Raw genomic sequence first — 24893 nt, forward strand, 5'->3', positions numbered from 1 at the left:
CTGCGATCGGTTCTACTTGGCCGAACGACAAGTTCGGCAGATGACCGGAACGCAAACAGGGCAGGAGACGGCATGGCGGAAACGGCGAAGATCGCGCTCGTCACGGGCGGGGGCACGGGCATCGGGCGAGCGGCGGCGGAAGCGCTTCTCGGCGCCGGCTGGAAGGTGGTCGTCACCGGCCGCCATCAGGAGACGCTCGACGAGACGCTGAAAGGGGCGCAGGCGGGCGCGGAGAACGGTCTGGCGATCGTCGCCGACGTCGCCGACCCGGATGCGGTCGACGCGCTCTTTGCAGAGACCGAGAAGCGCTTCGGCCGGCTCGACCTTCTCTTCAACAACGCCGGTACCGGTTCGCCGGCCACGACGATCGACGAGATTCCGGTGGAGACCTTCAAGCGGGTGATCGACGTCAACGTGACCGGCGCGTTCCTGTGCGCCCGCGCCGCCTTTGCGCTGATGCGCCGGCAGAAGCCGCAGGGCGGGCGCATCATCAACAACGGCTCCATCTCCGCCCATGCGCCGCGCGTCGGCTCCGTGCCCTACACGACCTCAAAGCATGCCGTCTCGGGACTGACCAAGGCGCTGGCGCTCGACGGGCGGCCCTTTCAGATCGCCTGCGGCCAGATCGACATCGGCAATGCGGCGACGGCGCTGGCCGAGAAGATGACCAGGGGCGTGCCGCAGGCGAGCGGTCATGTCATGGCCGAGCCGGTGATGGCGCCCGAGGAGGTCGGAGCGGCGGTGCTGCACATGGCCTCGCTGCCGCTCTCCACCAACATTCTTTCCATGACCATCATGGCGACGAACATGCCGTTCGTGGGCAGGGGCTGAGGCCTACTCCATCGCCACGTTCGGCCCGCCCGCCCGCGCCGGCTTGCGCATGAAGAGGAGCAGGGGGATGACCGCCAGCGTGATGATCATCATCAGCTTGAAGTCGTCGATATAGCCGATCATCGCCGCCTGGCGCTGGACCTCCTGGCTGAGGACGGCAAGCGCCGTCTCCTGGCTGACGCCGAGCGACTTGGCCGCGTCGGAGACCATCGGATTGAAGGGGGTGATCCGCTCTACCAGCTCGGCGTGGTTGATCTGCAGGTTGTGGGCGAGCACGGTCGTGACGATCGAGATGCCGACCGACGAGCCGATGTTCCTCAGGAGGCTGAACAGGCTCGTTCCGTCGGTGCGGTAGCGCGGCGCCAGCGTCGCGAATGCGACGGTCGACAGGGGCACCATGACGAAGCCGAGGCCGAGGCCCTGCACGACGCCGCTCATGATGATGAGCGAATTGTCCATCTGCGGCGTGAAGCAGGTCATCTGGTAGAGGGACAGCGCCGCCAGCGACAGGCCGACGAAGATGAGGAGCCTCGGATCGAAGCGCTGCACCAGCCGGCCGACGAGGATCATGGAGATCATCGTGCCGACGCCGCGCGGCGCCATGACGAAGCCCGTCGTCACCACCGGATAGCCCATGATGTTCTGCAGCATCGGCGGCAGCAGCGCGAGCGCGGCCAGCAGGATCATGCCGATCATGAAGATCATGATCAGGCCGATGACGAGGTTGCGGTCCTTGAAGATCCGCAGGTCGAGGAAGGGATGTTCCACGCTTTTGGCGTGGATGATGAAGGCCCACAGCCCCGAGACGGTGAGGCCGAGCTCGATCCAGACCTCCTTGGAAGCGAACCATTCCACCTGCTCGCCGCGGTCGAGCAGCATCTGCAGGGAGCCGATCGCGAGCGCCAGGAGCGCGAAGCCGAGAAAGTCGAAGCCGCGCGTGCGCTGCTTCGCCTTCGGCAGAAACAGGACCATGCCGATGAGGGCGATGATGCCGATCGGCAGATTGACGAAGAAGACCCAGCGCCAGTTGAAGGTGTCCGTCAGCCAGCCGCCGAGCGTGGGGCCGATGATCGGGCCGATCATGATGCCCGCGCCCCAGATCGCCATTGCCTGGCCGTGCTTCTCGCGCGGATTGATGTCGAGGAGGACCGACTGGGAGAGGGGGACGAGGGCGGCGCCGCAGATGCCCTGCAGGATGCGGAAGATCACCATCATCTCCAGGCCCGTGGACATGCCGCAGAGCATGGAGGTGGCGGTGAAGCCGACGACAGATCCGATAAAGAGCTCGCGCGTGCCGAAGCGCTCGGCGAGCCAGCCGGTGACCGGCGTCATGATCGCGGCGGCGACGATATAGGAGGTGAGGACCCAGGTGACCTGGTCCTGCGTCGCCCCGAGGCTGCCGCGCATCGAGGGCAGCGCCACGTTTGCGATCGTCGTGTCGAGGATCTGCATGATCGTCGCCAGCATGATGAACACCGTCACCATGGGGCGATTGATCGCCTGCGGCGCCTCGCCGGCCGCCGGGCTTGCTGCGGCGTCGGACATTGTCGCTACTTCGTGCTCGGCGCGATCGTCAGCGCGGCCTCATGCGAGGCGGCATTGGCCGGCGTCGCCGGGAAGTCGAAACCGAGCGCGGCAAGGCCTTTTTCCAGCAGGCCCGGCATCTCGGGCGTGCGGCCGGTATCGACCTTGGCCGAAACGCTCATGCCGGTGCGCAGGGGCACGTCCTTCGGCAGATTGTCGATCTTGATGCGGACCGGGATGCGCTGGACGACCTTCACCCAGTTGCCCGTGGCGTTCTGGGCCGGCAGCAGGGAGAATTCCGCGCCCGTACCCGCCCCGACGCTCTGCACGGAGCCCTTCAGCGGGTGGTCCGGATAGGTGTCGACGTCGATCTCCACCGGCTGGCCGACGCGCAGCCAGGTGATCTCGGTTTCCTTGTAGTTCGCCTCCACCCAGGAATCGTCGGTCTGCACGAGGCTGACGACCGAGGTGCCCGGCGTCACGTACTGGCCGAGCTGCAGCCGGTCCGTCTGGCTGATGATGCCGTTGGACGGGGAGGTGATCGTGGTGTGGGCGAGGTCGAGCTTCGCCTTGGCCAGGCTCGCCAGCGCCTGCATCACTTCCGGATGGTCGTCGGTCGCGATGTCGGGATTGCCGGAGAGGGAGGCTCGGGCGCTGATCACGCCCTGTTCGGCTGCACCCGCGGCGGCCTCGGCTTGCTGGAGGTCAAGCCGGGCCTTGTCGAGCGCCGATTGGGCGACGACACCGCGTTGCTGCAGGGCCTGCTGCCTGTTGAAATTGTCCTGAGCGAAGACAAGGGCCTTTTCGGCCGATTCCTTGTCGTTGAGGCTCTTGGCGTAGGCGGCCTTGAGGCGCGCCACGTCGAGGCGGGCCGCCGCGACGGAGGCCTGCGCCTGCTCGACGGCGACCTGATAGGCGCTGCCGTCGATGCGAAAGAGGAGGTCGCCCTTGTTGACGTGCTCGTTCTCGCGCGCGCCGAGTTCGACGATGCGGCCGGAGATTTCCGGAGCGATGATCACCTTGTCCTGCTGGACATAGGCGTCCTCGGTGGAGACGTAGCGGCCGGACGTCACCCAGAAATAGCCCCCGACCAGAACCAGAAGCACCGGCAGCGCGAGCATCAGCGCGATGCGCTTGCGGCGCGGCTTCGGCTTCGCGGCAACGGGCACCGGCGCCTCGATCTCGCGCTGCGTCTCCAGCGCTTCCAGAATCTCGGCGGCGCCGACTTCCTGTTCTTCGGCTGCGGTTTCCTCGCCTGTCTCCTCGAAGGGATCGGGCGCATCGCGCCGGTCGGCCGGGCTGGGAATGAGCTCGCGCTCACGCAAATTCATGTTCTCGCTCATCGATCAGGCTTTCACGGCTTCCCTGTCCGCCCCGGTTTCGGAGGCCGGGCGTTCGGAGAGGTTACGGACCAAGTGTTCAAGGCCGGTTAGCAGCGCGGCACGTTCTTTCTCTCCGAGGCCGGCCTGCGCCTCCTCGAAGATCGAGTGCGCCAGCGCGCGCATTTCCGGCAGGAGGTTGCGCCCCGTCTCGGTGATGTAGAGCAGCCTGACCCGCCGGTCGCTCGCATCCGGGCGGCGCTCCACGAAGCCCGCGGCCTCCATCCGGTCGATATGCCGGCAGACCGTGATCGGCTCCATGTCGAGGAGGGCGGCGAGGCCCGCCTGGTTGATGCCTTCGTTGAAGGCGATGCGGCCCAGAATCTGCAGCTGCGCCGAGGTCATGCCGAGATGGCGCGAGCGCTGCTCGAAGTGCCGCCGCAGGTGCCTTGCCGCATCCATGATGAGGAAGCCGAGTGTGGTCTTTTGTTGCATGACGCCGCATATAATAAGCACGCTTATGATGTGCAAGAGGGTGTAATGCGGGATTCTCCGATTGGCCGCTGAGCGACATTAGGGCGCCGCTCCCTGATTTGCCCTTGCCGGCCATCGCAGCTAAAGGCGCCCTATGCACGGCTACAACGTCCTGCGGCTCGTCCGCGAAGGCCTCACCGGCCACAAGGGATGGCAGCCCGCCTGGCGCAAGGCGGAGCCGAAATCCTCCTACGACGCCGTGATTATCGGTGGCGGCGGCCACGGCATGGCGACGGCCTATTATCTCGCGAAGATCCACGGCATGACGAACATCGCCGTGATCGAGAAGGGATGGATCGGCGGCGGCAATGCCGGCCGCAACACGACCATCATCCGTTCCAACTATCTCTATGACGCCTCCGCCGCGATCTACAATCACGCCCTGACATTGTGGAAGGGCCTGTCGCGCGAGCTCAACTACAACATCATGATGAGCCATCGCGGCGTCCTCAATCTCGCCCATGACGAGGGCGAGGCGCGGCAGCTGAAGCGCCGCGTGGAGGCGAACCGGCTCAACGGCGTCGAGGCCGAATGGCTGGAGGCCAAGGAGGTGAAGGCCTTCTGCCCGCCGATCTCCGTCGCCGCCGATGCGCGCTATCCGGTGATCGGCGCCACGCTCCAGCGCGACGGCGGCACCAACCGGCATGACGCGGTCGTCTGGGGCTATGCGCGGGCCGCCTCCGAGATGGGTGTCGACATCATCGAGCAGTGCGAGGTGACAGGCATTGCGACCGAGAAGGGCGCCGTCACCGGCATCGAGACGACCAAGGGCCATATCGCCACGCCGAAGATCGCTTCCGTGACTGCGGGCCACACCTCGGTGATCGCGAACATGGTCGGCGTGCGCCTGCCGATCGAGAGCCATCCGCTGCAGGCGCTGGTCTCCGAACCGCTGAAGCCGGTCATGCCGTGCGTCGTCATGTCGAACGCCGTGCACGTCTATATGAGCCAGTCCTCCAAGGGCGAACTCGTCATCGGCGCGGGTATCGACCCCTACCTTTCCTATACCCAGCGCGGCTCGCTCGACATCATCGAGCACCAGATGGCGGCGCTGATCGAGCTCTTCCCCTTCGTCTCGCGCCTCAGGATGATGCGCCAGTGGGGCGGCATCGTCGACGTCTGCCCGGACGCTTCGCCGATCATCTCCGCCACCGAGGTGAAGGGCTTTTACGTCAACGGCGGCTGGGGCACCGGCGGCTGGAAGGCGACGCCCGGCTCCGGCCATGCCATGGCCGATCTTCTGGCCAACGACAGGCCGAACGCCATCGCCGCGCCCTTCACGCTGGAGCGCTTTGTCACCGGCGACCTCGTCGCCGAGCACGGCGCCGCCGCCGTGGCGCATTGAGGGAGGCCGGGAAATGTTCGTGATCACCTGCCCCTATTGCGGAGAGCGCGATCTTTCCGAATTCGCCTATGGCGGCGAGGCGCATATCGCCCGGCCCGAGTGGCGCGAGGATATGAGCGACGCCGAATGGGCCGAGTTCCTCTTCATGCGCACGAACCCGAAAGGCATCCTTGCCGAGCGCTGGATGCATGCGGCGGGCTGCCGGCGCTTCTTCAACATGCTGAGGAACACGGCGACCGACGACATTCTCGCCGTCTACCGCATCGGCGAGACGCCGCCGAAGGTAGAGGCGCGCCTGCCGGCGACGCCGTCGGGCGAGGCGCCGATCGGTTCGGGCAACGACGCCGTGAAGATCATCCAGCCGGGCGAGGGCGCGTGATGGGAAAGCAGCCCTACCGCGCCCCGAAGGGCGGGCTCGTCCAGCGCAACCGGGTGATCCGTTTCACCTTCGACGGGCGCTCCTATCCGGGCCATCCGGGCGACACGCTCGCCTCGGCGCTGCTCGCCCACGGCCACCACATGGTGGCGCGCTCCTTCAAGTATCACCGCCCGCGAGGCATCCTCGCCGCGGGCTCGGAAGATCCCGCCGGGCTCGTCACCATCGGCGCGGACGCAAAGCGCCGCGACCCGAATACCCGTGTGGCGGAGCAGGAGCTCTATGACGGTCTCGTGGCCAGTTCGCAGAATTGCTGGCCTTCGCTGCTGACCGATTTCGGCGCCATCAACGACGCCTTCGCCCGCTTCATGCCGGCCGGCTTCTACTACAAGACCTTCAAGGGCCCGCCGGGCACCTGGACGGGCCTCTTCGAGCCGATCATCCGCGCCGCGGCCGGCATGGGCCGGGCGCCCGAGCCGGGCGATCCGGATCGCTACGAGGCGATCAACCGGCATTGCGACGTCCTCGTCGTCGGGGGCGGCCCGGCAGGGCTGATGGCGGCGCTGGCGGCCGGCCGCTCCGGTGCTCGCGTCATTCTCGTGGAGGAGACGGCGCGGCTCGGCGGCTCGGCACTGGCGCGCGATCCGGACCGGCTCGCCTTCGACGGCACGCAGCCGGCCCAGTGGGTCGCCGACATCGAAAAAGAGCTCGCCACGATGCCGGAAGTGACGGTGCTGCCGCGCACCTGTGCCTTCGGCTATTACGCCAACAACTTCGTCGGCCTTTGGGAAAAGGTCTCCGACCACCTGCCGGAGGACAAGCGCCTGGGCCACCTGCCGCGCCAGCGCCTCTGGCGCGTGCGCGCCAGGGAGGTGGTGCTCGCCACCGGCGCGCTGGAGCGCCCGCTCGTCTTCCACGAGAACGACCGGCCCGGTGTCATGCTCGCCGGCGCCGTGCGCACCTTCCTGCACCGCTACGGCGTCATGGCCGGCCGGCGGCCGGCGATCTTCACCAACAACGACAGCGGCTGGGTGGCGGCCTTCGACCTCGCCCGTGCCGGCGCCGAGATCGCCGCGATCATCGACGTGCGCCGGGAGATGTCGCCGCAGCATCTGGCGGAGGCGGCGCGGCTCGGCATCCCGATCCATGCAAGCTCCACCGTCGTCGCCACGGCCGGCTACCGGCGCATCCGTCAGGTCGAGGTGCGTCCGCTGCATGAGGACGGCACGGTCGGGCAGGGCGGCTCGAAGATCGCCTGCGACGTGCTCGCCGTCTCCGGCGGCTGGGCCCCGAACGTGGCGCTCTTCTCCCAGTCGCGCGGCAAGCTCGCCTGGGATGGCGAACTCGCCGCCTTCCGGCCGGGCCTCTCCTGGCAGCGCGAGCGCTCCGCGGGCGCTGCGAACGGCACCTTCGCGCTCGCCGACGCGCTGGCCGAAGGCGCAAGGGCGGGTGTCGAGGCGGCGGCCGCCGCCGGCTTTGCCTCCGGCGACGTGACGGTACCCGAGGTCGAGGGCGCCGAGCCGGGCCAGGGCCGCATCAAGGTGATGGCCGAGCTTCCCTCGCATCTGCCGGCGCACCGCCGCAGGGCCTGGATCGACCTTCAGGACGACGTGACGGCGAAGGATCTTCGCCTTGCCGTGCAGGAGGGCTATTCGGCCGTCGAGCATGCCAAGCGCTACACCACGACCGGCATGGGCACCGACCAGGGCAAGGTCGTCAATCTCAACGCCTTTGCCTTCCTGGCCGCCGAGCGCGGCGAGGACCCGGTGAAGGTGGGCACCACCACCTTCCGCCAGCCCTACAAGCCCGTCACCTTCGCCGCCCTTGCCGGCCAGCATATGGGCCCGCATTTCCTGCCGCGGCGCACCACTCCGATGCATGCCTGGCACCGCCGGCATGGCGCCGTCTTCGAGCCGGTGGGCGAATGGCTGCGCCCGCGCGCCTATCCGCGCGAGGAGGAGGATTTCTTCGCCGCCGTGCAGCGCGAGGCGCGTACCGCGCGCAGCGCCTGCGGCGTCCTCGATGCGTCCACGCTCGGCAAGATCGACGTGAAGGGCCCCAACGCCCGCGAGTTCCTGAACCGCGTCTACACCAACGCCTGGATGAAGCTCGCCCCCGGCATGTGCCGCTACGGGCTGATGCTCGGCGAGGACGGCATGGTGATGGATGACGGCGTCACAGCCTGCCTCGCCGACGATCATTTCCACATGACGACGACGACGGGCGGCGCGGCCCGCGTTCTTGCGAAGCTGGAGGATTATCTCCAGACCGAATGGCCGGAGCTGAAGGTCTATCTCACCTCCGTCACCGAGCAATGGGCGGTCGCCTCCATCTGCGGGCCGAAATCGCCCGAGCTCGTCGGCGAGATCCTCGACGATTTCGATCCCGACCCGGAGAAATTCCCCTTCATGGCCTGGCGCGAGGCGACGATGGCGGGAATTCCCGTGCGCGTCTTCCGCATCTCCTTCACCGGCGAGACCTCATACGAGATCAACATCCCGGCGACCTACGGGCGCTGGATGTGGCGCACCATCCTGGAGAAGGGCCAGAAGCACGGCATCGCGCCCTACGGCACGGAGGCGATGCATCTCCTCAGGGCCGAGAAGGGCTTCATCATCGTCGGCCAGGACACCGACGGCACGGTGACGCCGCACGACCTCCGGATGAGCTGGATCGTCAAGAAGAGCGGCGATTTCATCGGCAAGCGCTCGCTCTTCCGCTCCGACACGGCGCGCACCGATCGCCGCCAGCTGGTCGGCATCCTGACGGAGGATCCCGAGCTCGTGCTGGAGGAGGGCTCGCACATCGTGGCAAGGCGCAACGAGCCGGCGCCGCCCGTGCCGATGCTCGGCCATGTGACGTCGAGCTACTACAGCCCGAATGTCGGCCGCTCCATCGCGCTGGCGCTGGTGGAATCGGGCGGCACGCGCATCGGCGACCGTCTCTTCGCCACGCGCGGCGGCCTGCCAACCGTGCCGGTGCGGGTGACGGAAACGGATTTCCTCTCGCTGAAGGAAAACAGGCAGCTGCCGCAGGCGCCGCGGGAGGCACTCAATGGCTGACGAAACCGGCGGCGCGCCGGAGCGGCGGATGCCGCTCTTCCGCCGCCAGGCGATCGAGGGCGCGCCGGGCACGTTGAGGCTCGAGGAGCTGGCCTTCGCGGCGAAGTTCATCCTGCGCCTCGACCCGCAAGCGGGCGGCGAGGCGTTTGGCGCGGCGACGGGGCTCGACCTTCCGCCCGCGCCGCTGATGTCGGTCGTCAACGGCGAGCGCGCCGTCCTCTGGCTCGGCCCGGACGAATTCCTGGTGCTGGCGCCGGAAGGGGAGGCGGCCGGGCTTGCCGATGCCGTCGCCTCGGGCCTGAAGGATGTGCACCATCAGTTCACCGAGGTGAGCGACTACTATACCTGCATCGCCGTCGAGGGCCCGAAGGCGCGCAAGGCGCTCATGAAGCTGACGACGCTCGACCTTCATCCGCGCGCTTTCTCGGTCGGCACGGTTGCCGGCTCCAATTTTGCCCAGGCGCAGGGCTGGCTCTGGCTGGAACACGAGGCGGAGGGCGCCGCGCGCTTTCGCCTCTATGTGCGCTGGTCCATGGCCGAGTATCTCTGGGGCACGCTCGCCGAGGCCGGCCGCGAATGGGGCCTGCCGGAGCAGGAACCGGTCACCGGCGAGCCGATGCTGACGGAGAGCGTCACCTCCCGCAAGGCGTAGGCCGGGGCGCGCTCGCCCGCGCGTTGCGGCAGGCGGTCGCTCTCCTCGATCCGCATCCGTGACCGCAGGGGAGGGACGGGCAATGGCGAAGACCGCGCATCAAGGTTTCTGGGACAGGGTCGCCCGGCGCTACGCCGCGCGCCCGCTTAAGGACCCGGCCGCCTACGAGGCGATGCTGGCCGACGCCGCCTGCCGCCTCGGACCGGGCGACCGGGTGCTGGAGATCGGCTGCGGCACCGGCTCGACCGCGATCCGGCTGGCGCCCTCGGTGGCGCAATGGACCGCGAGCGACTTCTCGCCGGAGATGCTGCGCATTGCCAGGGCCAAGCCCGCGCCGGACAATCTGCGCTTCGTTCTTGCCGATGCCGAGAGCGCCTTCGACGGCGGGCCCTTCGATGCGATCTGCGCCTTCCAGGTGCTGCACCTGGTCGACGACCTTCCCGGAACGCTGTCGGCCATCCATGCGAATCTGAAGCCCGGCGGGATGCTGCTCTCCAAGACCTGGTGCTTCGCCGATATGAGCCTGCGGCTGCGCGCTCTTTTTTTCGTGCTGCGCACGCTCCGTCTGTTCCCTCAGGTGAATGCGCTGACGAAAGATGCGCTTCGCCAGACCATCCGGGACGCGGGCTTTGAGATCGCCGACGAACGCGTCTTCGGCACCAACCCCCACGGGCCCTACATCGTCGCCCGCAAGCCAGACCGGCCCTGATTCCGGCCGCCGATGGGTCTCGACGCCGAGCGCCGGGTCAGCGGCGGGCCGATTGCGGTGTGGAGACGCTCTTGCCGCGAGGCGCGAGCGGACGCGCGAAAACGCTCGCGCAGAAGCTGCGCGAGGCGTGTCGGCCTGAAGGGGATGGAAGAGGGCCGTTACCGGCTGAACAGCCGCAACGCTTCCAGCGTGCCGGTCTCGCCGAGCATGGAATGGGCGAAGCGGGACCGCGCGCGGGCGGTGACCGGGTTGACGGCCTGACGGCGGCTCAGGCGGGCGACAAAGCGCGACAGGGCGCTCATGGCCAATACTCCAGGTGCAAGAGACGGGCGTCATCGCTCCGTTCTCTTCCCGCAGATGCTCCTGCCGCGACCTTCTTTCAAGCGAAAACGACGTCGCGGCAGCCATGCAACCTCCGCGCAAGCCGCGCGATGGCGTCGCAGGTGCGACAGGCCCGCCTCCGACGCGTCTGCCCTCTGCCCTAATTCGACCGATTTCGCAGGGAAAAACTCGCAGTGTGCGCAATCGCACAGATCGGCGGTTCCCATTCTGGTCTGGAACATGTCGATCGAGACAGAAAGCCGGAACGATGAGTGCCATCGAAAAGATCTCCATCGCCATTCCCCCTGCGCTGGCGGGCGTCCTCAAGCAGGTCGTGACGGAAGGTCGATATCAGTCGATGAACGATGTCGTACGCGAAGCGCTGATCGAGTGGCGCGAGCGCCGCGAGACCACCGGCACGACACGGCACGAGGTCCCGCGCCCGCGCTGAGCGGCTGTCGGACCCCCTTTAGATCCGAGGTATATCCGCTCCCTTCACGGGGGTGAGGCCGTGCGCCCGCACGGCCTCTCCTCGCGGCAGGGGCGGAGCCGAGCGGGTGAGAGGCGACCCACACCCTGCGAGGCGTTGCGGATGTGATGGGGCCCGACGGCGGTGATCGCGATCTCGCCTGCGCGGCGAGCCCGTCCAACAGTAGCGCCTTGAAGCGCTAGCGCGCGCCGCGTCTCCCGCCGCGCCGGCGGGGGCGGCCGTCTTCGCCCGTCTCGGCCAGCGCCTTGCGGGCGGGCAGCGTCACTTCCTTCGAAAGGTGCGGGAAGGCGTGCACCTTGTTCGGGAAGGCCATGGCGGCAACGAAGTGCTCCTGGAAGCGCGGCTCCAGCGCCGTCTCGATCTTTTCGATCCTGCGCACCACCTCCTCGATCTCGCGCCGGTGGCCGCGGTTGAGGAGCGCCATGCGCGCGCCCGTGCCCGCCGCGTTGCCGACCCCCTTCACCTTGTCGAGGCGGCAGTCCGGGATGAGGCCGATGACCATGGCGTATTTCGGATCGATATAGGAGCCGAAGGCGCCGGCAAGCTTGATTGCCTCGACTTCTTCAAGCCCGAGTTCGTCCATCAGCAGGCGCACGCCCGCATAGAGCGCCGCCTTGGCCAGCTGGATCGCCCGGATGTCGGTCTGCAGGATCTTGATTTCCTGGCTTTTCTTCGCCTCGTCGCCGGCCCACAGGAGATAGGAGAAGGTGCGCCCCGTCGGCTGCACGCGGTCCGATCTCTCCGCCAGCCGCCCGTCGATCACCCCGTCCTCGTCGATGATGCCGGCAAGGTACATCTCGCCCACCGCCTCGATGATGCCGGAGCCGCAGATACCGGTGACGCCGACATCCTCGGCGACCTTTGAAAAGCCTTCCTCGTTCGACCATTCGTCGCCGCCGATCACCTTGATCTTCGGCTCCAGCGTCTCGGGGTCGATCCGCACGCGCTCGATGGCGCCCGGCGCCGCGCGCTGGCCGCCGGAGATTTCCGCCCCCTCGAAGGCGGGACCGGTCGGCGAGGAGGCGGCGACGAGCTTGTCCTTGTTGCCGAGAACGATCTCGGCGTTGGTGCCGACATCGACGACGAGGGTGATGTCGTCGGAGCGGTGCGGGCCTTCCGAAAGCGTCACGGCCGCCGCATCGGCGCCGACATGGCCGGCGATGCAGGGCAGGACGTAGACGCGGGCGCCCTCGTTCATCGGCAGGCCGATCTCGCGCGCCGGCATCGACACGGCGCCGGAGACGGCCAGCGCGAAGGGCGCCCCGCCGAGTTCCGTCGGATCGATGCCGAGGAAGAGGTGATGCATGATCGGATTGCCGACGAAGGTCGCCTCCAGCACGTCTTCCGGCGTGACGCCTGCGCCCGAGACGAGCTCGGCGATGAGGACGCCGATCGCCTCGCGCACCGCTTTCGTCATCGCACCGCGCCCTTCCGGGTTCATCATCACATAGGAGACGCGGCTCATCAGATCCTCGCCGAAGCGGATCTGCGGGTTGGGCGCGCCGGCCGAGGCGAGCGTGCGGCCGGAAAGGAGCGAGGAAAGATGCGCCGCGATCGTGGTGGAGCCGATATCGACGGCGATGCCGCAGGCGACGTTGTGAAAGCCCGGGAAGATCGCCGTGACGAGCGGCCCGTCCCCGTCGTCATGGACCGCGCAGGTGACCTTCCAATCACCCTCGCGGAGGAGCTTCTGCACCAGCGGCAGGAGGCGGAACTCGATGCGCGGATTGTCGAGGTGCCATTCCGCCACGAGCGCATTCAGGAGCCGGTCGGCGTCCCCGAGCGGGGCTTCCATGTCCGGCTCCTCCACCTCCACGTAACAGAGATGGGTCGCCGGATCGCGCTCGATATGGCGGGTCTCGGCGCGCTTGCGCACGATCTGGCGGTTGATCTGCACGTCCTGCGGCACGTCGACCACAAGGTCGCCCTGGACCAGCGCCTGGCAGGAGAGGCGGCGGCCCGGCGCAAGAATGCGCTTATCGGCGTAGCGGTTTTCCGCCTCCGTGACGCCCGAAAGGTTCTCCGGCGTGGAGGAGATGCCGTGCTTGGCGAAATGGCCCTCCTGCGCGGCGATCTGGCAGCGCCCGCAGATGCCCCGCCCGCCGCACACGCTCTCGATATAGACGCCGAGCTGGCGCGCCGCGTCGAGCACGGGCGTGCCTTTCGCAAAGCGTGCCCTTCGGCCCGAAGGCATGAAAAGGACGAGGGGATCTTTGGTGGGTTCGGTCACGTGCGCTTGCTTTGGTCTTTGGCTGGCAACGAACTGGGGTGGCGCTCGCTCGGCTGCAACCGCTCCCCCGCGGCACGGCAGAATTCCCCTCCTCCTTGCGGCGAGGGAACTGGGAGCACGCAGCTTGCGCCGCGGTGAACAGGACAGTCGTCAGGGACAGGCTGCAGCGTCAGCCCCCCGTGCGCGCCCGGCGCGCCTCGCGGCCGCCGCGGCGCCGGCCGGTGCTTTCGCCGTCGGCGGGCGTGGGGGCGGCGGTGGGAGAGCCGCCGGCCGAAGGCTGGTGGTCCTTGTAGGCGCGGATCCAGGCCATGCAGTCCTTGTCGGTGCCCATCAGCACATTGGCGGCGCGCACCGCCTCGATTTCCTGCGGCCGGAGCGGATTCATGATCGCCGAGGTCATGCCCGAGGCGATCGCCATCGGCAGGAAGGCGGCGTTGATGCCGTGCCGGTGCGGCAGGCCGAAGGAGACGTTGGAGGCGCCGCAGGTGGTGTTGACCTTCAGCTCCTCGCGCAGGCGCCGGACGAGCGCGAAGACCTGCAGGCCCGCCGTGCCCATGGCACCGATCGGCATGACCAGCGGATCGACGACGATGTCGTGCGGCTTGATCCCATGGTCGGCGGCCCGCTCCACGATCTTCTTGGCCACGGCGAAGCGCACGTCCGGGTCTTCGGAAATGCCGCTCTCGTCGTTGGAGATCGCCACCACCGGCACGTCGTATTTCCTGATCAGCGGCAGGATGGCTTCCAGCCGGTCCTCCTCGCCGGTGACGGAATTGACCAGCGGCCGGCCCTCGGCGACCTCCAGCCCGGCCTTGAGCGCCGCCGGCACGGAGGAATCGATGGAGATCGGCACCGAGACCAGCGACTGGACGATGCGGATCGTCTCGATGAGAAGCGGCGGCTCCGTCTCGTTCGGGTCGACGGCGGTGACGCCGGCATTGACGTCGAGCATGGTGGCGCCGGCGGCGACCTGCGCCAGCGCATCGGCCTTCACCGTCTCGAAATTGCCTTCCACCATCTCGGCGGCAAGCTTCTTGCGGCCGGTCGGGTTGATGCGCTCGCCGATGACGCAGAAGGGCTGATCGAAGCCGATCACGACCTCTCGCTTGGCCGAGGCGACGATGGTGCGGGTCATTTGGATTCCTTCCCTGTTCGGCTGCCTCTTAAGGGCGGATGGGCCTGCGGGTCAAAGCGGCGGGGCCGGAAAACGCGGACTTAGCGCTCAAAGCCGTCGCTCTTTACCAGCGCGGCGAGCCGCTCCCTGGGATATTCGGCCTCGATGCGGCTGAGCGCGGCATCGGCCTCGGCCTCCAGATCGTCGCCGCATGGCTCCGGCGTGCCGCGCCGCCATTCGGCGAGATAGGCTTCCGAATCGCGTGCCCCGACGCGCATGGCGCAGGCGTCGATCGCCTCGGTGAAGCGGAACGGTAATTCGCGTTTGGCGCTCTTGCGCCCGGCTTTCACGATCACCTGGGCCGGGATATCGCGCCAGGAAAGGATGATCCGGTCGGCCATATCACTTCCTTGCTCTTCTTCTGCCTATCGCAGGCATGGGATGGTGGAGCGCTCTTCTTCGCGACCTGGCGGCCGATGGATTGCGACGCGCTCTTCAGGAGGCGGGTTCGACAGCCTTTTCGGCTGCCTTGAGAAAGCCCGCAAGGTCGCCGTAGCCGGTGACGCGCTTTTCGAAGGCAAGGCCGAGCCGCTCCGCCGCCGCGCGCGCCTTGGCTTCGAGCGCGCAATCCTCGTTCTGGGCGAGATAGACGAGGCGGCGGTAATGCCCGAAATAATCCTCGCGCAGCTCCGGATGCCGGTCGAGGCCGAGCGGCTCGATGACGAAAGCCTCGAACTGGCGGGCGAGAAAATCGGTGAGAAAGAAGGCGTCCATGTCGCCGTCCTCGCGCGCGGCGAAGGCGGCGTTGCCGGAGTAGAAGGCATAGCAGTGCGGGCCGGCGATGCGCGATACGCCCTCCGCCGCGCAGACCTTGTCGAGCATGCCGCCGGTGCCGCAATCGGCGTAGCCGACCATGATCCTGCCGTAGCCGGCCGCCTTCGCCTTGCGGATGGCCGCCTCGACCGCGCCGGGGATCTTTTCGGGACGGTTGTGCAGCATCGCCGGCAGACAGGTGAGCTCGACATGAAACAGCCGGTTCGCCTCGACGATGTCGCCGATCTCGCGCGCCAGCGCCCCGCAGGCGATGACGAGGATCTTCTGGGCGGTGTTGCCGGAAGCGTTCATGTTCCCCTCTATATGGCTCTCCCGGCTTCGATGCGAGGTTCGCCCGGGAAGGCGAAGCTTCGTCAAGCAAGCGTCCTCAGCGTCGAGCCTCTTGCGGCGGCTAAGCTTTCTGCTGCCGCGCCGATGGCCTGCGCAGGAACCATTGCCTGCAAGCTCCCGTTCCATGCCAAAGCCGTCCTGATCGGCGGCCCAAGGGAGCTGAGCCATGGATTTACTTCGCCGAGGTGTCTTTTTTCTCGTCCTTGCAGGTTTTGGCCTGAGCCTTGCCGCTTGCGAGCACACGGTGCGCGGCGTCGGCCGAGACGTTCAGGAAACCGGCCAGGCCGTCGAGGATACGGTGCAGGGCAATCCGTAAGGCCTGCGGTGGCGCCCTCGGGCGCCGCCTTTCCCTGTCTTCACCCGCTAAGTCTTAGTCCGCCGTGCCTCAGCCTGTCGCAGCGGCCTTCTGGTTGTGGCGGCGCTTGATGAGGTCCTTGGCGGTCTCCACCGTTACGGCGGCATCGCGGCAATAGGCGTCGGCGCCGATTGCCCGGCCGAAATCCTCGTTGAGCGGCGCCCCGCCGACGAGCACGATATAATCGTCGCGGATGCCCCTCTCCTTCAAGGTGTCGATGACCACCTTCATGTAGGGCATGGTGGTGGTCAGAAGCGCCGACATGCCGACGATGTCCGGCTGATGCTCCTCGATGGCGGCGAGGTAGTTCTCCACCGGGTTGTTGATCCCGATATTGATCACCTCGAAGCCGGCGCCCTCCATCATCATGGCGACGAGGTTCTTGCCGATGTCGTGGATGTCGCCCTTCACCGTGCCGATGACCATCTTGCCGATCTTCGGCGCGCCGGTTTCCGCCAGGAGCGGGCGCAGGATGTTCATGCCGGCCTTCATGGCATTGGCCGAAAGAAGCACCTCCGGCACGAACAGGATGCCGTCGCGGAAATCCTCGCCGACGATTCGCATGCCTTCCACGAGGGCCTGGGTGAGGATGTCGTAGGGCGCCCAGCCGCGCTCCAGGAAGATGTTGACGCCTTCCTCGATCTCTTCCTTCAGTCCGTCATAGAGGTCGTCATGCATCTGCGCGACGAGCTCTTCGTCACTGAGCTCGGAAAGTACGATGTCCTCTTCAGCCACGGCAGGCTCCTTGCAAGCTGCGTCAAGGCAGCGTCATCGCATCATTAGGTCGTTCGGGGCAACCGAGTGGTTCGAACGCGACTTTGACAAATTTCGTCTGCGACTTTTCCGCACAACCCTTTTCCGCCCGCGTCACGCTCTGCCGCTGTCGGAAGACCCCCGCTCCGAACGGCTCTCTAGGGGTGGTTGAGCAAGCCCTGTGCCAGTGGAGCCAGACATGTCGATCACCGAGGCCTCAACCGGCGAACGCCGCCGCCGCGCGAGTGGCGGGGCCGATGCCCGCCGGGCGCGACGCCAGGGCGGGCGCTCCCTGCAGCTTTCCTATATCCGCCGCACGCTTCCCGAGCAGGAAGTGCTCTCCGAGGAGGGGCTGGCGCTGATCGAGGCGAATGCCGACCGGGTACTCGAAGAGATCGGCATCGAGTTTCGCGAGGATCCCGAAGCGCTCGCCATCTGGCGCGAGGCCGGCGCGGATGTCGCCGGCGAGCGCGTGCGCTTTCCCAAGGGGCTGTGTCGCGAGCTCCTGAAGAGCGCGCCGGCGAGCTTCACCCAGCATGCGCGCAACCCGGAACGCTCAGTGGAAATCGGCGGCAAGGCGACGGTCTTCGCCCCCGTCTACGGCCCGCCCTTCGTGCGCGACCTCGACGGCGGGCGTCGCTACGGCACGATCGAGGATTTCCGCCAGTTCGTGAAGCTCGCCTACCATGCGCCGGCGATCCATCATTCGGGCGGCACGGTCTGCGAGCCGGTCGATATCCCGGTCAACAAGCGCCATCTCGATATGGTCTATGCCCATATCCGCTATTCCGACAAACCCTTCATGGGCTCGGTGACGGCGCCGGAGCGGGCCGCCGATTCCGTGACCATGGCCAAGCTCGTCTTCGGCGAGGAATTCGTCGACCGCAATTGCGTCCTCATCAACCTCATCAACGTCAACTCGCCGATGGTCTTCGACGGCACCATGCTGGGCGCGCTGAAAACCTATGCGCGGGCCAACCAGGCCGCCATCGTCACCCCTTTCATCCTCGCGGGGGCGATGTCGCCGGTGACGGTCGCCGGCACGCTGACGCAGATTCTCGCCGAGGTGCTGGCCGGCACCGCCTTCACCCAGCTCTGCCGCCCGGGCGCGCCGGTCGTCATGGGCACCTTCGCTTCCTCGATCTCCATGCAATCGGGCGCGCCGACCTTCGGCACGCCGGAGCCGAGCCTCGTCCTCTACGGCGCCGCGCAGCTCGCCCGCCGGATCGGCATTCCCTTCCGCTCCGGCGGCTCGCTCTGCGCCTCCAAGACCTGTGACGCGCAGGCGGCCTATGAGAGCGCCCAGACGCTGACGCCGACGGTGATGGCCGGCACCAATTTCGTGTTGCACGCGGCCGGCTGGCTGGAGGGCGGGCTCGTCTCCTCCTACGAGAAATTCGTCATGGATTGCGACCAGCTCGGCATGATGCAGCAGCTTTCGGCCGGCGTGGATCTTTCCGAGAACGGCCAGGCGATGGACGCCATCGCCGAGGTCGGGCCGGGCAACCATTATCTCGGCTGCGCCCACACCCAGGCGAATTTCGAGACGGCCTTCTACCGCTCCTCCATCGCCGACAACAATTCCTTCGAGCAATGGCATGCGGAAGGCTCGCACTCGGCCGAGGACCGGGCGAACAAGCTCTGGAAGAAGTGGCTCGCCGATTACGAGGCCCCGCCGCTGGATGAGGCAATCGACGAGGCGCTGAAGGAATTCATCGACAAGACCAAGGCTTCGATGCCCGACGCCTTTGCCTGAGCGCGCCTGATACGCTGTCGAGAAACCCCGGCGGGACCTGAAACGTAACCTTCGCAGTCGCTTCCATTCGGGTGGAGCTTTCCGCCCGATCGCGACCCGCGAAAGGTTTTCATGTCCCGCCGTCTTCTCCAGGTGGTCGTCTCGATCCTGTCGCTCATCCCGCTTTCCGCGGGCGCGGCGGGCGTAGTCTTCGGTCCGGCCTTCCTTCAGGTCGAGCCGCGCTGGCCGGCCGATCTCGACAGCCATCTGCGGTTTCTCTCCGGCGTGTTCTTCGCGGTCGGCCTTGCCTTCCTCTCCTGCGTGCCGGCGATCGAAACGAAGACGGCGCGCTTCCGGCTCCTCTCCGGCTTCGTCCTTGCGGGCGGGCTGGCGCGGCTTCTTTCGCTCGTTCTGGCCGGCACGCCCTCGGCCGGTCATGTCGGCGGCCTCGTCATGGAGCTTGGAATCGTGCCCTGCCTAGTCCTCTGGCAGGGGCGGGTGGCGCGGCAGAGCCTTTGAATCGCCCTCAGGCAGGCGCGTCAAAAGGCTGGTAGATCGTCCTGAACGCCGGCAGCGCTTCCAGCCGCTCCGCATGCGCCTTCAGCGCAGGATATCCGGCCATGTCGATCAGCCCGCGATGCGCTTCGGCGAGGAAACGGAGGGCGGCGGCGACGACGATGTCGCCATGGCCGATGCGCTCGCCGAACCAGTAGGGCGTTTCACGTGCGGCCCGGTCGGCCTCCAGCGCGTCGAGGACGCCGCCGATCTGCGCCCGGCAGCGCTCCATCCACAGGTCCGACTTCTCGCCGTGCAGCCTGAGCTCGTAGAAGAGGCTGACGGCCTTGTCGGCGAGCCCGGAGGCGAGCGAGGCAAGCTTGATGGCGCGGTGCCGTGCCGGCTCCTCGACCGGGTACATTGCCCTCTCCGGGCCGACGAGGCGGTCGAGATAGTCGAGGATGGCGTGGCTCTCGATGAGGACGTCGCCGTCTGCAAGGACGAGCGTCGGCACCCGCATCAAGGGGTTGTAGGGGCGGATCCTGTCGCGGTCGCCGAAGGTCGACCAGGGCCGCTGCTCGAAGGCGATCTCGTAGAGGGTGAGCGCGACGCCGACGCGCCGCACGAAGGGTGAATCATACTGTCCGATGAGGATCATGCCGGGTGCCCGTCCGAGAAGGGAGATCGGAGGCTGCCACCGGCCGTCTCGCCCGGCAAGCGCCATCTACCGACCGCGCCGGGACCGCTCAGCCCCGGCGCTCGCCGAGAAAATCGATGAGGACGCGCAGAAGCTCCAGCCGCCGGTTCTGCTCCGTGTAATAGAGGAAGAAGGGCGGATGCTCGGGCGTATAGGCGTCGAGAACCGTTTCCAGCCTCCCGGCGGCAAGCTCTTCGGCAACGACCGGGCGCAGTGACCAGCCGATGCCGTGGCCGGCGAGGGCGGCCTGCACCACTGCCTGAAAACTGTCGAAGACGAGCGCCGCCGGCGGGTCTACGGCGAATTCCCTGTCCCCTTCCACGAATTGCCAGTCGGCGAGCCGGTTGGTGCTGATGAAGCGGTAGCGGATCGCCCAGTGGGCGAGGAGATCGCGCGGGTGGCGCGGCCGTCCATGCTGCGAAAGATAGCCGGGCGAGGCCGAATAGGCGCCCTTCAGCGGCGGGGTGAGGCGCGTCGCGATCATGCCGGGCGAGAGCCGGTCGCCGAGGCGCATGCCGGCATGGAAGCCGCCCGCCACGATATCGACCAGCGCCTCGTTGAAGGAAAGCTCCAGTCGGATCTCGGGATAGGCCGCCCGGAAATCGGCGAGATGCGGGGCGAGCACGATCCGGTAGGCGCTCCAGGGAAGGGTGATGCGCAGGGCGCCCTTGCGCGTGCTGCCGGCCCCGCGCGCTTCCTCCAGAGCTGCGACCAACCCCGCAAAGGCGGGCTCGGCGCCTTCCAGCAGCGTCCTTCCGGCCGCCGTCAGCTCCAGCGAGCGCGTGGTCCGGTCGAAGAGCGTGACGCCGATCTGCGCCTCCAGCGTCTTCAGCTGGTGGCTGACCGCGGGCGCGCCGAGCCCAAGCGATGCGGCCGCGCCCCGCAGCGAGCCTTCGCGGGCGATGGCGAGAAAGACCTCCAGACCGGCGAGCGATGTTCGGCGCATTGTTCGAAATTATCGACTAATCACATGCACACAAGGCCAATTATCGAACGATGCGTTCGCGCCTAGCCTCTCCGTCGCAACAGGAGAGAGCTCATGTCGGAAGAAAATCGCAGGTCGGATCGCAGGGCGGATCCCGGGGCGGACCGGGTGGTGCTCGGCATCGTCCTCATCGTCGGCGCCGTCTTTGCCATGTCGCTGCAGGATGCGCTGATCAAATACGCCAGCACCGACATGTCGCTCTGGCAGATCTACGTGCTGCGAGCGCTCGCGGCCTTTCCCGCGCTCCTCTGGCTTGCCCGTCGCGGGGCCAGGCGGGGCGGGCCGGACCTCAATGCGATGCCCAGCCGCTGGGCCTGGCTGCGGGCCGGCTGTCTGGTGGCGATGTATGTCGCCATGTATGCCGCGATCCCGGTCCTGTCGCTCTCCGTCATCGCCGCGGCCTTCTATACCGGCCCGCTCTTCATCACGCTTCTTTCCGCCCCGGTCCTCGGCGAAAGGGTCGGGGCGCGCGGCTGGCTCGCCGTTCTTCTCGGCTTTTCCGGCGTCGCCGTCATGCTGCGGCCGGGCGGGGAGGCGTTCGCGCCCCTTGCCCTCCTTCCGGTCCTTTCCGGCTTCTTCTATGCCCTGGCCGCAATCCTCACGCGGGCGAAATGCCGTTCGCAGAGCGCCGCAGCGCTGGCCTTTGCCCTCAACGGGGCGCTGCTGGCCGCCGGTCTCCTCGCGAGCCTGGTCCTCGCTCTCTTGCGGCCGGGCGGCGACCTGTTGCGTGCGGCGCCGTTTCTCCTCGGCGGCTGGGCGCCGATGGGGGCGCCCGACTGGGCGCTGATCCTCTTTCTCGCCGCGCTCATCGTTTTCATCGGGCTGGGGCTCGCCGCCGCTTATCAGGCCGCGACGCCTTCGCTGATCGCGACCTTCGATTACAGCTATCTGGTCTTCGCCGCCTTCTGGGGCTGGGCTCTCTTTGCCGACCTGCCGGATGCGCCGACCCTTGCCGGCATGGCGATGATCGCCGGGGCGGGATTGCTGGCGATCCGCCGGCGGCCGGCCGGCGCCCCCGGCCCGGCGCTCAGATCCCGAAAAGAGTCCGGATCGCGAAGAGAAGCCACATGCCGATCAGAATGAAGAGCCCGACGGCAAACGACTGGAAACGCTTCCTGAGGTCGTTGGTGCCGGTATGGACGAAGGCATGCAGGAAACGGCTGGCCACGAAGGCATAGGCGAGCAGCACGAAGATGAGGCCGGCCTTGTCGGTGACGAGTGCCAGCGCCACCACCACGTAGAAGAGGAGGGGGATCTGGAACTGGTTGGCGAAGGAATTGGCGATCTGCAGCGGCTTTTTCGGCCAGTTCGGCTCGCCGAGCGCGATCCTGGAGACCTCCACCTCGCCGCGGCGGATGGCGGCAAAGCGCGAGCGGCCCATCCACAGGCCGAGGAAGAAGGTGAGGCCGACCTGGAAGAAGACCGGCAGGAGAACGACGGAAGGCGGCATGCATCAAACCTTGCGGGCAACGTGCGGGAAACCTGCCCGGCGGGCAGGCCCGCGCGGGCGAACGACAAACGGTTGGAAAAGGGGCATGAGGCCGATCGGTTCCGATGGAGCTGCTGCGACAAACGATCCGTTCAGGCCGCATGCCCGCCGCGATGCGCCCAGCCGGTCATGCGCTTTTCCACCCAGGCCATCAGCGCGTACATGACGATGCCTTCCACCGCGAGGGCGACAAGGCCGGCGAAGATCAGCGGCACCTGGAACTGCGCCTGCGCCTGCAGCATCAGGTTGCCGATGCCGTGGTTGGAGGCGATGGATTCGGAAATCACCGAGCCGACGAAGGCGAGCGTGATGGCGATCTTCAGGGAACCGAAGAAATAGGGCAGGGCCCGCGGGATGCCGACCTTGCGCATCACGTCGAGCCGCGAGGCGCCCAGCACCTTCAGGACGTCTTCCAGCTCCGGCTCGGTGGTGGCGAGCCCGGTCGCGACATTCACCACGATCGGGAAGAAGGAGATGAGGAAGGCCGTCAGCACGGCCGGCACGCCGCCGATGCCGAACCACAGGACGAGGATCGGCACCACGGCGACCTTCGGTACGGCGTTGAAGCCGATCATCAGCGGATAGAGCCCGGCATAGATGGTCCGCGAGGCGCCGACGAGGAGGCCGAGGCCGAGGCCGAAGACGACGGCCATGGCAAAGCCGATGAGCGTGGTGATCAGCGTATAGAGGCTTTCCGATGCGATCGCCGGGCCGAAGCGCACGAAGGCTTCCGCGATCGCCGTCGGCGGCGGCAGGAAGAAGGGCGGGATGTTGAAGAGCTTCACCGCCGCCTCCCAGAGGAGAAGCGAGAAGAGGGTGAAGGCCGTCGGCGCCGCCCAGGTGATGGTCGAATGCCTCATCCGCGCGCCTTGATGATGTGGTCGCGCATCTCGTGCACGATGGTCTGGAATTGCGGTGTGAAGGTCACGTCGAGCTCGCGCGGGCGTGGAAGGTCGATGCGCCGCTCCTCCAGCACCCTGCCGGGGCGGGAGGTGAGCACGACGACGCGGTCGGCGAGGAAGACGGCTTCTCGAAGGTCGTGCGTGACCAGGATGATGGTAACGCCCGTCGTGCGGTGCAGGTCGCGGATCACGCACCACAGTTCCTCGCGCGTGAAGGCGTCGAGCGCGCCGAAGGGCTCGTCGAGCATGAGGAGCTGCGGCGCATGGATGAGGGCGCGGCAGAGCGAGGCACGCATCTGCATGCCGCCGGAAAGCTCCCAGGGATATTTCTCGCCCGCGCCTTCAAGGCCCACCTGCGCCAGCAGCTCCTCGGCCCGCTCGCGATAGGCCGCCCGCGATCGGCGGATGCGCGAGCGGTGCGGGCGCACGATCTCCAGGGGCAACAGGACGTTGTCGATCGTCGTCCGCCACGGCAGCAGCGTCGGCGCCTGGAAGGCCATGCCGGCGAGGCTGACGGGGCGGCTCACGCGCTCCCCGTCCACCGTCACCGTGCCGGCCTGCGGGAATTGCAGGCCGGTGGCGAGTTTCATAAGGGTCGACTTCCCGCAGCCCGACGGGCCGACGACGGCGGCGAACTCGCCCTTTTCCACGGCGATGTCGAGATTTTCCACCGCGAGCGGCGTGCCGGCCCCGCCATAGGCGTGGCAGACGCCGGCAAGCTCGACGAAGGCCATCGGAACGGCCGGCCTATTCGACTTCCCGCTCTTCCTTCTGCGGCAGGTAGGAAGGGTCGAAGACGCTCTCCGCGGAGGGCTTTGCGGAGAAATCGAAGGTGAGCGCGATCTGGTCGATGGAGGTGGTAAGCCGGTCCATTTTCACCGCGCCGAGCCCGTCCGCCTTCACCTCGTCGGTGACGATGTTCTGGTCGATCGCCATCTGGAGGCGCTCCAGCTCGGTCTCCTGGGTCACGACCGGGTTGGCGTCGGTGACGTACTTCACTGCCGCCTGCGGGTCGGCGATCACCTCCTTCATCGCCTTGTTGAAGGCCGCCAGAAAGCCCTTCACCGCGTCCGGATGGGCCTCGGCATAGGCGGGGGCGACGAGGATGGCGTTGCCGTAGAGCTCAACGCCGTAATCGGCCATCAAGAGCACGGCGATGTCGTCGGCGGGCACGCCGGCCGTCTTCAGGTTGATGAAGGAGGAGAAGGAAAAGCCGGTGATCGCCTGAACGGCGCCCTGCGCCAGCATCGGCTCGCGCACGGGAAAGCCGACATTCTCGATCGTCACCTTGGAAGCGTCGATCTCGTTGGCTTTGACGAAGATCGGCCATTGCGCATAGGCCCCGTCCGGGGCCGGGGCGCCCAGCGTCTTGCCTTCCAGGTCCTTCGGCGCGGCGACGCCGAGGCTCTTGCGCCCGATGATGGCGAAGGCCGGCTTGTTGTAGACCATGTAGATGGCCGTCAGCGCCGAATCCGGGTTCTGATCGTTGAACTTGATGAGCGAATTGATGTCGCCGAAGCCCATATCGTAGGCACCGGAAGCGACGCGGTTGATCGGCTCCAGCGAGCCGGCGCCGGTGTCGATCGTGACGGCAAGCCCTTCATCGGAAAAGTATCCCTTCTCGAGCGCCAGCAGGAACGGCGCCGCCGGGCCTTCGAGCTTCCAGTCGAGCGAGAATTTCAGCGGCGTCTCTGCCGAAAGAGCAGGCACGGCGGCGATCGCGGCCGCCGCCAGCGCCGCTGCGAAAACGAATTTCTTCATCGAGTTGCCCCTTTTGGAAATCTTCCGGCCGGCGTCGGGCCGGCCCCGCA

At 67.3% G+C, this 24893-nt stretch carries 26 protein-coding genes; 11 read left to right on the top strand and 15 right to left on the bottom strand.

What is annotated here, in order from left to right; all coding sequences use genetic code 11:
• Positions 1 to 72: 72 nt before the first annotated feature.
• The gene (locus CLD20_RS11935; protein WP_224406869.1) at positions 73 to 831 is read left to right on the top strand and encodes an SDR family oxidoreductase; all 759 of its coding nucleotides are present in this window, start codon (positions 73 to 75) and stop codon (positions 829 to 831) included.
• Between the two features lie 3 nt (positions 832 to 834).
• Here CLD20_RS11935 and CLD20_RS11940 read toward each other — a convergent pair whose 3' ends face one another.
• Genes CLD20_RS11940 through CLD20_RS11950 form a run of 3 tightly spaced genes read right to left on the bottom strand, consistent with a single transcriptional unit; the run spans position 835 to position 4169 of the window.
• Positions 835 to 2376, bottom strand: a complete 1542-nt coding sequence (locus CLD20_RS11940) for a DHA2 family efflux MFS transporter permease subunit (protein ID WP_224406870.1) — start codon at positions 2374 to 2376, stop codon at positions 835 to 837.
• A gap of 5 nt (positions 2377 to 2381) precedes the next feature.
• A complete protein-coding gene (locus CLD20_RS11945; RefSeq protein ID WP_224406871.1) occupies positions 2382 to 3698 on the bottom strand; it encodes an HlyD family secretion protein in 1317 nt (438 codons plus the stop codon).
• A gap of 3 nt (positions 3699 to 3701) precedes the next feature.
• The gene (locus tag CLD20_RS11950; RefSeq protein ID WP_224406872.1) at positions 3702 to 4169 is read right to left on the bottom strand and encodes a MarR family winged helix-turn-helix transcriptional regulator; all 468 of its coding nucleotides are present in this window, start codon (positions 4167 to 4169) and stop codon (positions 3702 to 3704) included.
• A gap of 133 nt (positions 4170 to 4302) precedes the next feature.
• Here CLD20_RS11950 and CLD20_RS11955 point away from each other — a divergent pair, with 133 nt between their 5' ends.
• The 5 genes from CLD20_RS11955 to CLD20_RS11975 all read left to right on the top strand — a co-directional run bounded on the left by CLD20_RS11955 (position 4303) and on the right by CLD20_RS11975 (position 10352).
• Positions 4303 to 5553, top strand: coding sequence for a sarcosine oxidase subunit beta family protein (locus CLD20_RS11955; RefSeq protein ID WP_224406873.1), 1251 nt, complete (start codon positions 4303 to 4305; stop codon positions 5551 to 5553).
• 13 nt (positions 5554 to 5566) lie between these two features.
• On the top strand, positions 5567 to 5932 hold the full coding sequence (locus CLD20_RS11960) for a sarcosine oxidase subunit delta (protein ID WP_370636875.1): 366 nt from the start codon (positions 5567 to 5569) through the stop codon (positions 5930 to 5932).
• Positions 5932 to 8991, top strand: a complete 3060-nt coding sequence (locus CLD20_RS11965; RefSeq protein ID WP_224406874.1) for a sarcosine oxidase subunit alpha family protein — start codon at positions 5932 to 5934, stop codon at positions 8989 to 8991. Before CLD20_RS11960 ends, CLD20_RS11965 begins: the two co-directional genes overlap by 1 nt.
• Positions 8984 to 9643: a sarcosine oxidase subunit gamma gene (locus CLD20_RS11970; protein ID WP_224406875.1), complete on the top strand. Its 660-nt coding sequence runs from the start codon at positions 8984 to 8986 to the stop codon at positions 9641 to 9643. The genes CLD20_RS11965 and CLD20_RS11970 overlap by 8 nt, the downstream gene beginning before the upstream one ends.
• Positions 9644 to 9725: 82 nt before the next feature.
• Positions 9726 to 10352: a class I SAM-dependent methyltransferase gene (locus CLD20_RS11975; RefSeq protein ID WP_224406876.1), complete on the top strand. Its 627-nt coding sequence runs from the start codon at positions 9726 to 9728 to the stop codon at positions 10350 to 10352.
• A gap of 158 nt (positions 10353 to 10510) precedes the next feature.
• On the opposite strand, the gene CLD20_RS11980 is transcribed toward CLD20_RS11975, so the two are convergent.
• Positions 10511 to 10654 (bottom strand): hypothetical protein, encoded by a 144-nt coding sequence (locus CLD20_RS11980; protein ID WP_224406877.1) that lies wholly within the window; start codon positions 10652 to 10654, stop codon positions 10511 to 10513.
• A gap of 287 nt (positions 10655 to 10941) precedes the next feature.
• Between CLD20_RS11980 and CLD20_RS11985 the strand changes: the two genes are divergently transcribed.
• The gene (locus tag CLD20_RS11985) at positions 10942 to 11124 is read left to right on the top strand and encodes a hypothetical protein (RefSeq protein WP_224406878.1); all 183 of its coding nucleotides are present in this window, start codon (positions 10942 to 10944) and stop codon (positions 11122 to 11124) included.
• A 217-nt stretch (positions 11125 to 11341) separates the two neighbouring features.
• Here the strand turns inward: CLD20_RS11985 and CLD20_RS11990 are convergent, their stop codons facing one another.
• The 4 genes from CLD20_RS11990 to CLD20_RS12005 all read right to left on the bottom strand — a co-directional run bounded on the left by CLD20_RS11990 (position 11342) and on the right by CLD20_RS12005 (position 15632).
• Entirely contained in the window at positions 11342 to 13357 is a 2016-nt protein-coding gene (locus CLD20_RS11990) for an ASKHA domain-containing protein (RefSeq protein ID WP_224407167.1), read from the bottom strand.
• A gap of 205 nt (positions 13358 to 13562) precedes the next feature.
• Complete coding sequence (locus tag CLD20_RS11995) at positions 13563 to 14528, bottom strand: methyltetrahydrofolate cobalamin methyltransferase (protein WP_224406879.1); 966 nt, start codon at positions 14526 to 14528, stop codon at positions 13563 to 13565.
• Positions 14529 to 14608: 80 nt separating this feature from the next.
• Positions 14609 to 14908: a virulence factor gene (locus tag CLD20_RS12000; RefSeq protein ID WP_224406880.1), complete on the bottom strand. Its 300-nt coding sequence runs from the start codon at positions 14906 to 14908 to the stop codon at positions 14609 to 14611.
• A gap of 94 nt (positions 14909 to 15002) precedes the next feature.
• Positions 15003 to 15632 (bottom strand): DUF1638 domain-containing protein, encoded by a 630-nt coding sequence (locus tag CLD20_RS12005; protein ID WP_224406881.1) that lies wholly within the window; start codon positions 15630 to 15632, stop codon positions 15003 to 15005.
• A 205-nt stretch (positions 15633 to 15837) separates the two neighbouring features.
• Here CLD20_RS12005 and CLD20_RS12010 point away from each other — a divergent pair, with 205 nt between their 5' ends.
• Entirely contained in the window at positions 15838 to 15987 is a 150-nt protein-coding gene (locus tag CLD20_RS12010; RefSeq protein ID WP_224406882.1) for an entericidin A/B family lipoprotein, read from the top strand.
• A 69-nt stretch (positions 15988 to 16056) separates the two neighbouring features.
• On the opposite strand, the gene CLD20_RS12015 is transcribed toward CLD20_RS12010, so the two are convergent.
• Complete coding sequence (locus tag CLD20_RS12015; protein ID WP_255599854.1) at positions 16057 to 16704, bottom strand: B12-binding domain-containing protein; 648 nt, start codon at positions 16702 to 16704, stop codon at positions 16057 to 16059.
• A gap of 274 nt (positions 16705 to 16978) precedes the next feature.
• On the opposite strand from CLD20_RS12015, the gene CLD20_RS12020 reads away from it, so the two are divergent.
• Positions 16979 to 18535, top strand: coding sequence for a trimethylamine methyltransferase family protein (locus CLD20_RS12020; RefSeq protein WP_224406884.1), 1557 nt, complete (start codon positions 16979 to 16981; stop codon positions 18533 to 18535).
• 111 nt (positions 18536 to 18646) lie between these two features.
• Complete coding sequence (locus CLD20_RS12025) at positions 18647 to 19033, top strand: DUF4345 domain-containing protein (RefSeq protein ID WP_224406885.1); 387 nt, start codon at positions 18647 to 18649, stop codon at positions 19031 to 19033.
• Positions 19034 to 19040: 7 nt separating this feature from the next.
• Here the strand turns inward: CLD20_RS12025 and CLD20_RS12030 are convergent, their stop codons facing one another.
• Entirely contained in the window at positions 19041 to 19667 is a 627-nt protein-coding gene (locus CLD20_RS12030) for a glutathione S-transferase family protein (RefSeq protein WP_224406886.1), read from the bottom strand.
• A gap of 88 nt (positions 19668 to 19755) precedes the next feature.
• Positions 19756 to 20652 carry a LysR family transcriptional regulator gene (locus tag CLD20_RS12035; RefSeq protein WP_224406887.1) on the bottom strand — a complete coding sequence of 299 codons (897 nt, stop codon included), beginning with the start codon at positions 20650 to 20652 and terminating at the stop codon, positions 19756 to 19758.
• A gap of 93 nt (positions 20653 to 20745) precedes the next feature.
• Between CLD20_RS12035 and CLD20_RS12040 the strand changes: the two genes are divergently transcribed.
• Positions 20746 to 21774, top strand: a complete 1029-nt coding sequence (locus CLD20_RS12040) for a DMT family transporter (protein WP_224406888.1) — start codon at positions 20746 to 20748, stop codon at positions 21772 to 21774.
• On the opposite strand, the gene CLD20_RS12045 is transcribed toward CLD20_RS12040, so the two are convergent.
• From CLD20_RS12045 to CLD20_RS12060, 4 genes are all read right to left on the bottom strand, one after another.
• Positions 21719 to 22141: an MAPEG family protein gene (locus CLD20_RS12045; RefSeq protein WP_224406889.1), complete on the bottom strand. Its 423-nt coding sequence runs from the start codon at positions 22139 to 22141 to the stop codon at positions 21719 to 21721. The two genes, CLD20_RS12040 and CLD20_RS12045, sit on opposite strands and share 56 nt — an antisense overlap.
• Before the next feature lie 131 nt (positions 22142 to 22272).
• A complete protein-coding gene (locus CLD20_RS12050) occupies positions 22273 to 23040 on the bottom strand; it encodes an ABC transporter permease (protein WP_224406890.1) in 768 nt (255 codons plus the stop codon).
• A complete protein-coding gene (locus CLD20_RS12055; RefSeq protein WP_224406891.1) occupies positions 23037 to 23816 on the bottom strand; it encodes an ABC transporter ATP-binding protein in 780 nt (259 codons plus the stop codon). Before CLD20_RS12055 ends, CLD20_RS12050 begins: the two co-directional genes overlap by 4 nt.
• Before the next feature lie 13 nt (positions 23817 to 23829).
• Positions 23830 to 24843: an ABC transporter substrate-binding protein gene (locus CLD20_RS12060; RefSeq protein WP_224406892.1), complete on the bottom strand. Its 1014-nt coding sequence runs from the start codon at positions 24841 to 24843 to the stop codon at positions 23830 to 23832.
• Positions 24844 to 24893: the final 50 nt, after the last annotated feature.

Source organism: Afifella sp. IM 167 (assembly GCF_020144925.1).
GTDB lineage: Bacteria > Pseudomonadota > Alphaproteobacteria > Rhizobiales > Afifellaceae > Afifella.

Coding starts and splice junctions, on each gene's coding strand:
- CLD20_RS12005 (WP_224406881.1), bottom strand. CDS start 15,632: ATGAACGCTTCCGGCAACACCGCCCAGAAGATCCTCGTCATCGCCTGC.
- CLD20_RS12030 (WP_224406886.1), bottom strand. CDS start 19,667: ATGATCCTCATCGGACAGTATGATTCACCCTTCGTGCGGCGCGTCGGC.
- CLD20_RS11990 (WP_224407167.1), bottom strand. CDS start 13,357: ATGCCTTCGGGCCGAAGGGCACGCTTTGCGAAAGGCACGCCCGTGCTC.
- CLD20_RS12045 (WP_224406889.1), bottom strand. CDS start 22,141: ATGCCGCCTTCCGTCGTTCTCCTGCCGGTCTTCTTCCAGGTCGGCCTC.
- CLD20_RS12055 (WP_224406891.1), bottom strand. CDS start 23,816: ATGGCCTTCGTCGAGCTTGCCGGCGTCTGCCACGCCTATGGCGGGGCC.
- CLD20_RS11995 (WP_224406879.1), bottom strand. CDS start 14,528: ATGACCCGCACCATCGTCGCCTCGGCCAAGCGAGAGGTCGTGATCGGC.
- CLD20_RS11975 (WP_224406876.1), top strand. CDS start 9,726: ATGGCGAAGACCGCGCATCAAGGTTTCTGGGACAGGGTCGCCCGGCGC.
- CLD20_RS12035 (WP_224406887.1), bottom strand. CDS start 20,652: ATGCGCCGAACATCGCTCGCCGGTCTGGAGGTCTTTCTCGCCATCGCC.
- CLD20_RS11970 (WP_224406875.1), top strand. CDS start 8,984: ATGGCTGACGAAACCGGCGGCGCGCCGGAGCGGCGGATGCCGCTCTTC.
- CLD20_RS12015 (WP_255599854.1), bottom strand. CDS start 16,704: ATGCATGACGACCTCTATGACGGACTGAAGGAAGAGATCGAGGAAGGC.
- CLD20_RS11935 (WP_224406869.1), top strand. CDS start 73: ATGGCGGAAACGGCGAAGATCGCGCTCGTCACGGGCGGGGGCACGGGC.
- CLD20_RS11950 (WP_224406872.1), bottom strand. CDS start 4,169: ATGCAACAAAAGACCACACTCGGCTTCCTCATCATGGATGCGGCAAGG.
- CLD20_RS12040 (WP_224406888.1), top strand. CDS start 20,746: ATGTCGGAAGAAAATCGCAGGTCGGATCGCAGGGCGGATCCCGGGGCG.
- CLD20_RS12025 (WP_224406885.1), top strand. CDS start 18,647: ATGTCCCGCCGTCTTCTCCAGGTGGTCGTCTCGATCCTGTCGCTCATC.
- CLD20_RS12010 (WP_224406882.1), top strand. CDS start 15,838: ATGGATTTACTTCGCCGAGGTGTCTTTTTTCTCGTCCTTGCAGGTTTT.
- CLD20_RS12050 (WP_224406890.1), bottom strand. CDS start 23,040: ATGAGGCATTCGACCATCACCTGGGCGGCGCCGACGGCCTTCACCCTC.
- CLD20_RS11955 (WP_224406873.1), top strand. CDS start 4,303: ATGCACGGCTACAACGTCCTGCGGCTCGTCCGCGAAGGCCTCACCGGC.
- CLD20_RS12000 (WP_224406880.1), bottom strand. CDS start 14,908: ATGGCCGACCGGATCATCCTTTCCTGGCGCGATATCCCGGCCCAGGTG.
- CLD20_RS12060 (WP_224406892.1), bottom strand. CDS start 24,843: ATGAAGAAATTCGTTTTCGCAGCGGCGCTGGCGGCGGCCGCGATCGCC.
- CLD20_RS11940 (WP_224406870.1), bottom strand. CDS start 2,376: ATGTCCGACGCCGCAGCAAGCCCGGCGGCCGGCGAGGCGCCGCAGGCG.
- CLD20_RS11965 (WP_224406874.1), top strand. CDS start 5,932: ATGGGAAAGCAGCCCTACCGCGCCCCGAAGGGCGGGCTCGTCCAGCGC.
- CLD20_RS11960 (WP_370636875.1), top strand. CDS start 5,567: ATGTTCGTGATCACCTGCCCCTATTGCGGAGAGCGCGATCTTTCCGAA.
- CLD20_RS11985 (WP_224406878.1), top strand. CDS start 10,942: ATGAGTGCCATCGAAAAGATCTCCATCGCCATTCCCCCTGCGCTGGCG.
- CLD20_RS11945 (WP_224406871.1), bottom strand. CDS start 3,698: ATGAGCGAGAACATGAATTTGCGTGAGCGCGAGCTCATTCCCAGCCCG.
- CLD20_RS11980 (WP_224406877.1), bottom strand. CDS start 10,654: ATGAGCGCCCTGTCGCGCTTTGTCGCCCGCCTGAGCCGCCGTCAGGCC.
- CLD20_RS12020 (WP_224406884.1), top strand. CDS start 16,979: ATGTCGATCACCGAGGCCTCAACCGGCGAACGCCGCCGCCGCGCGAGT.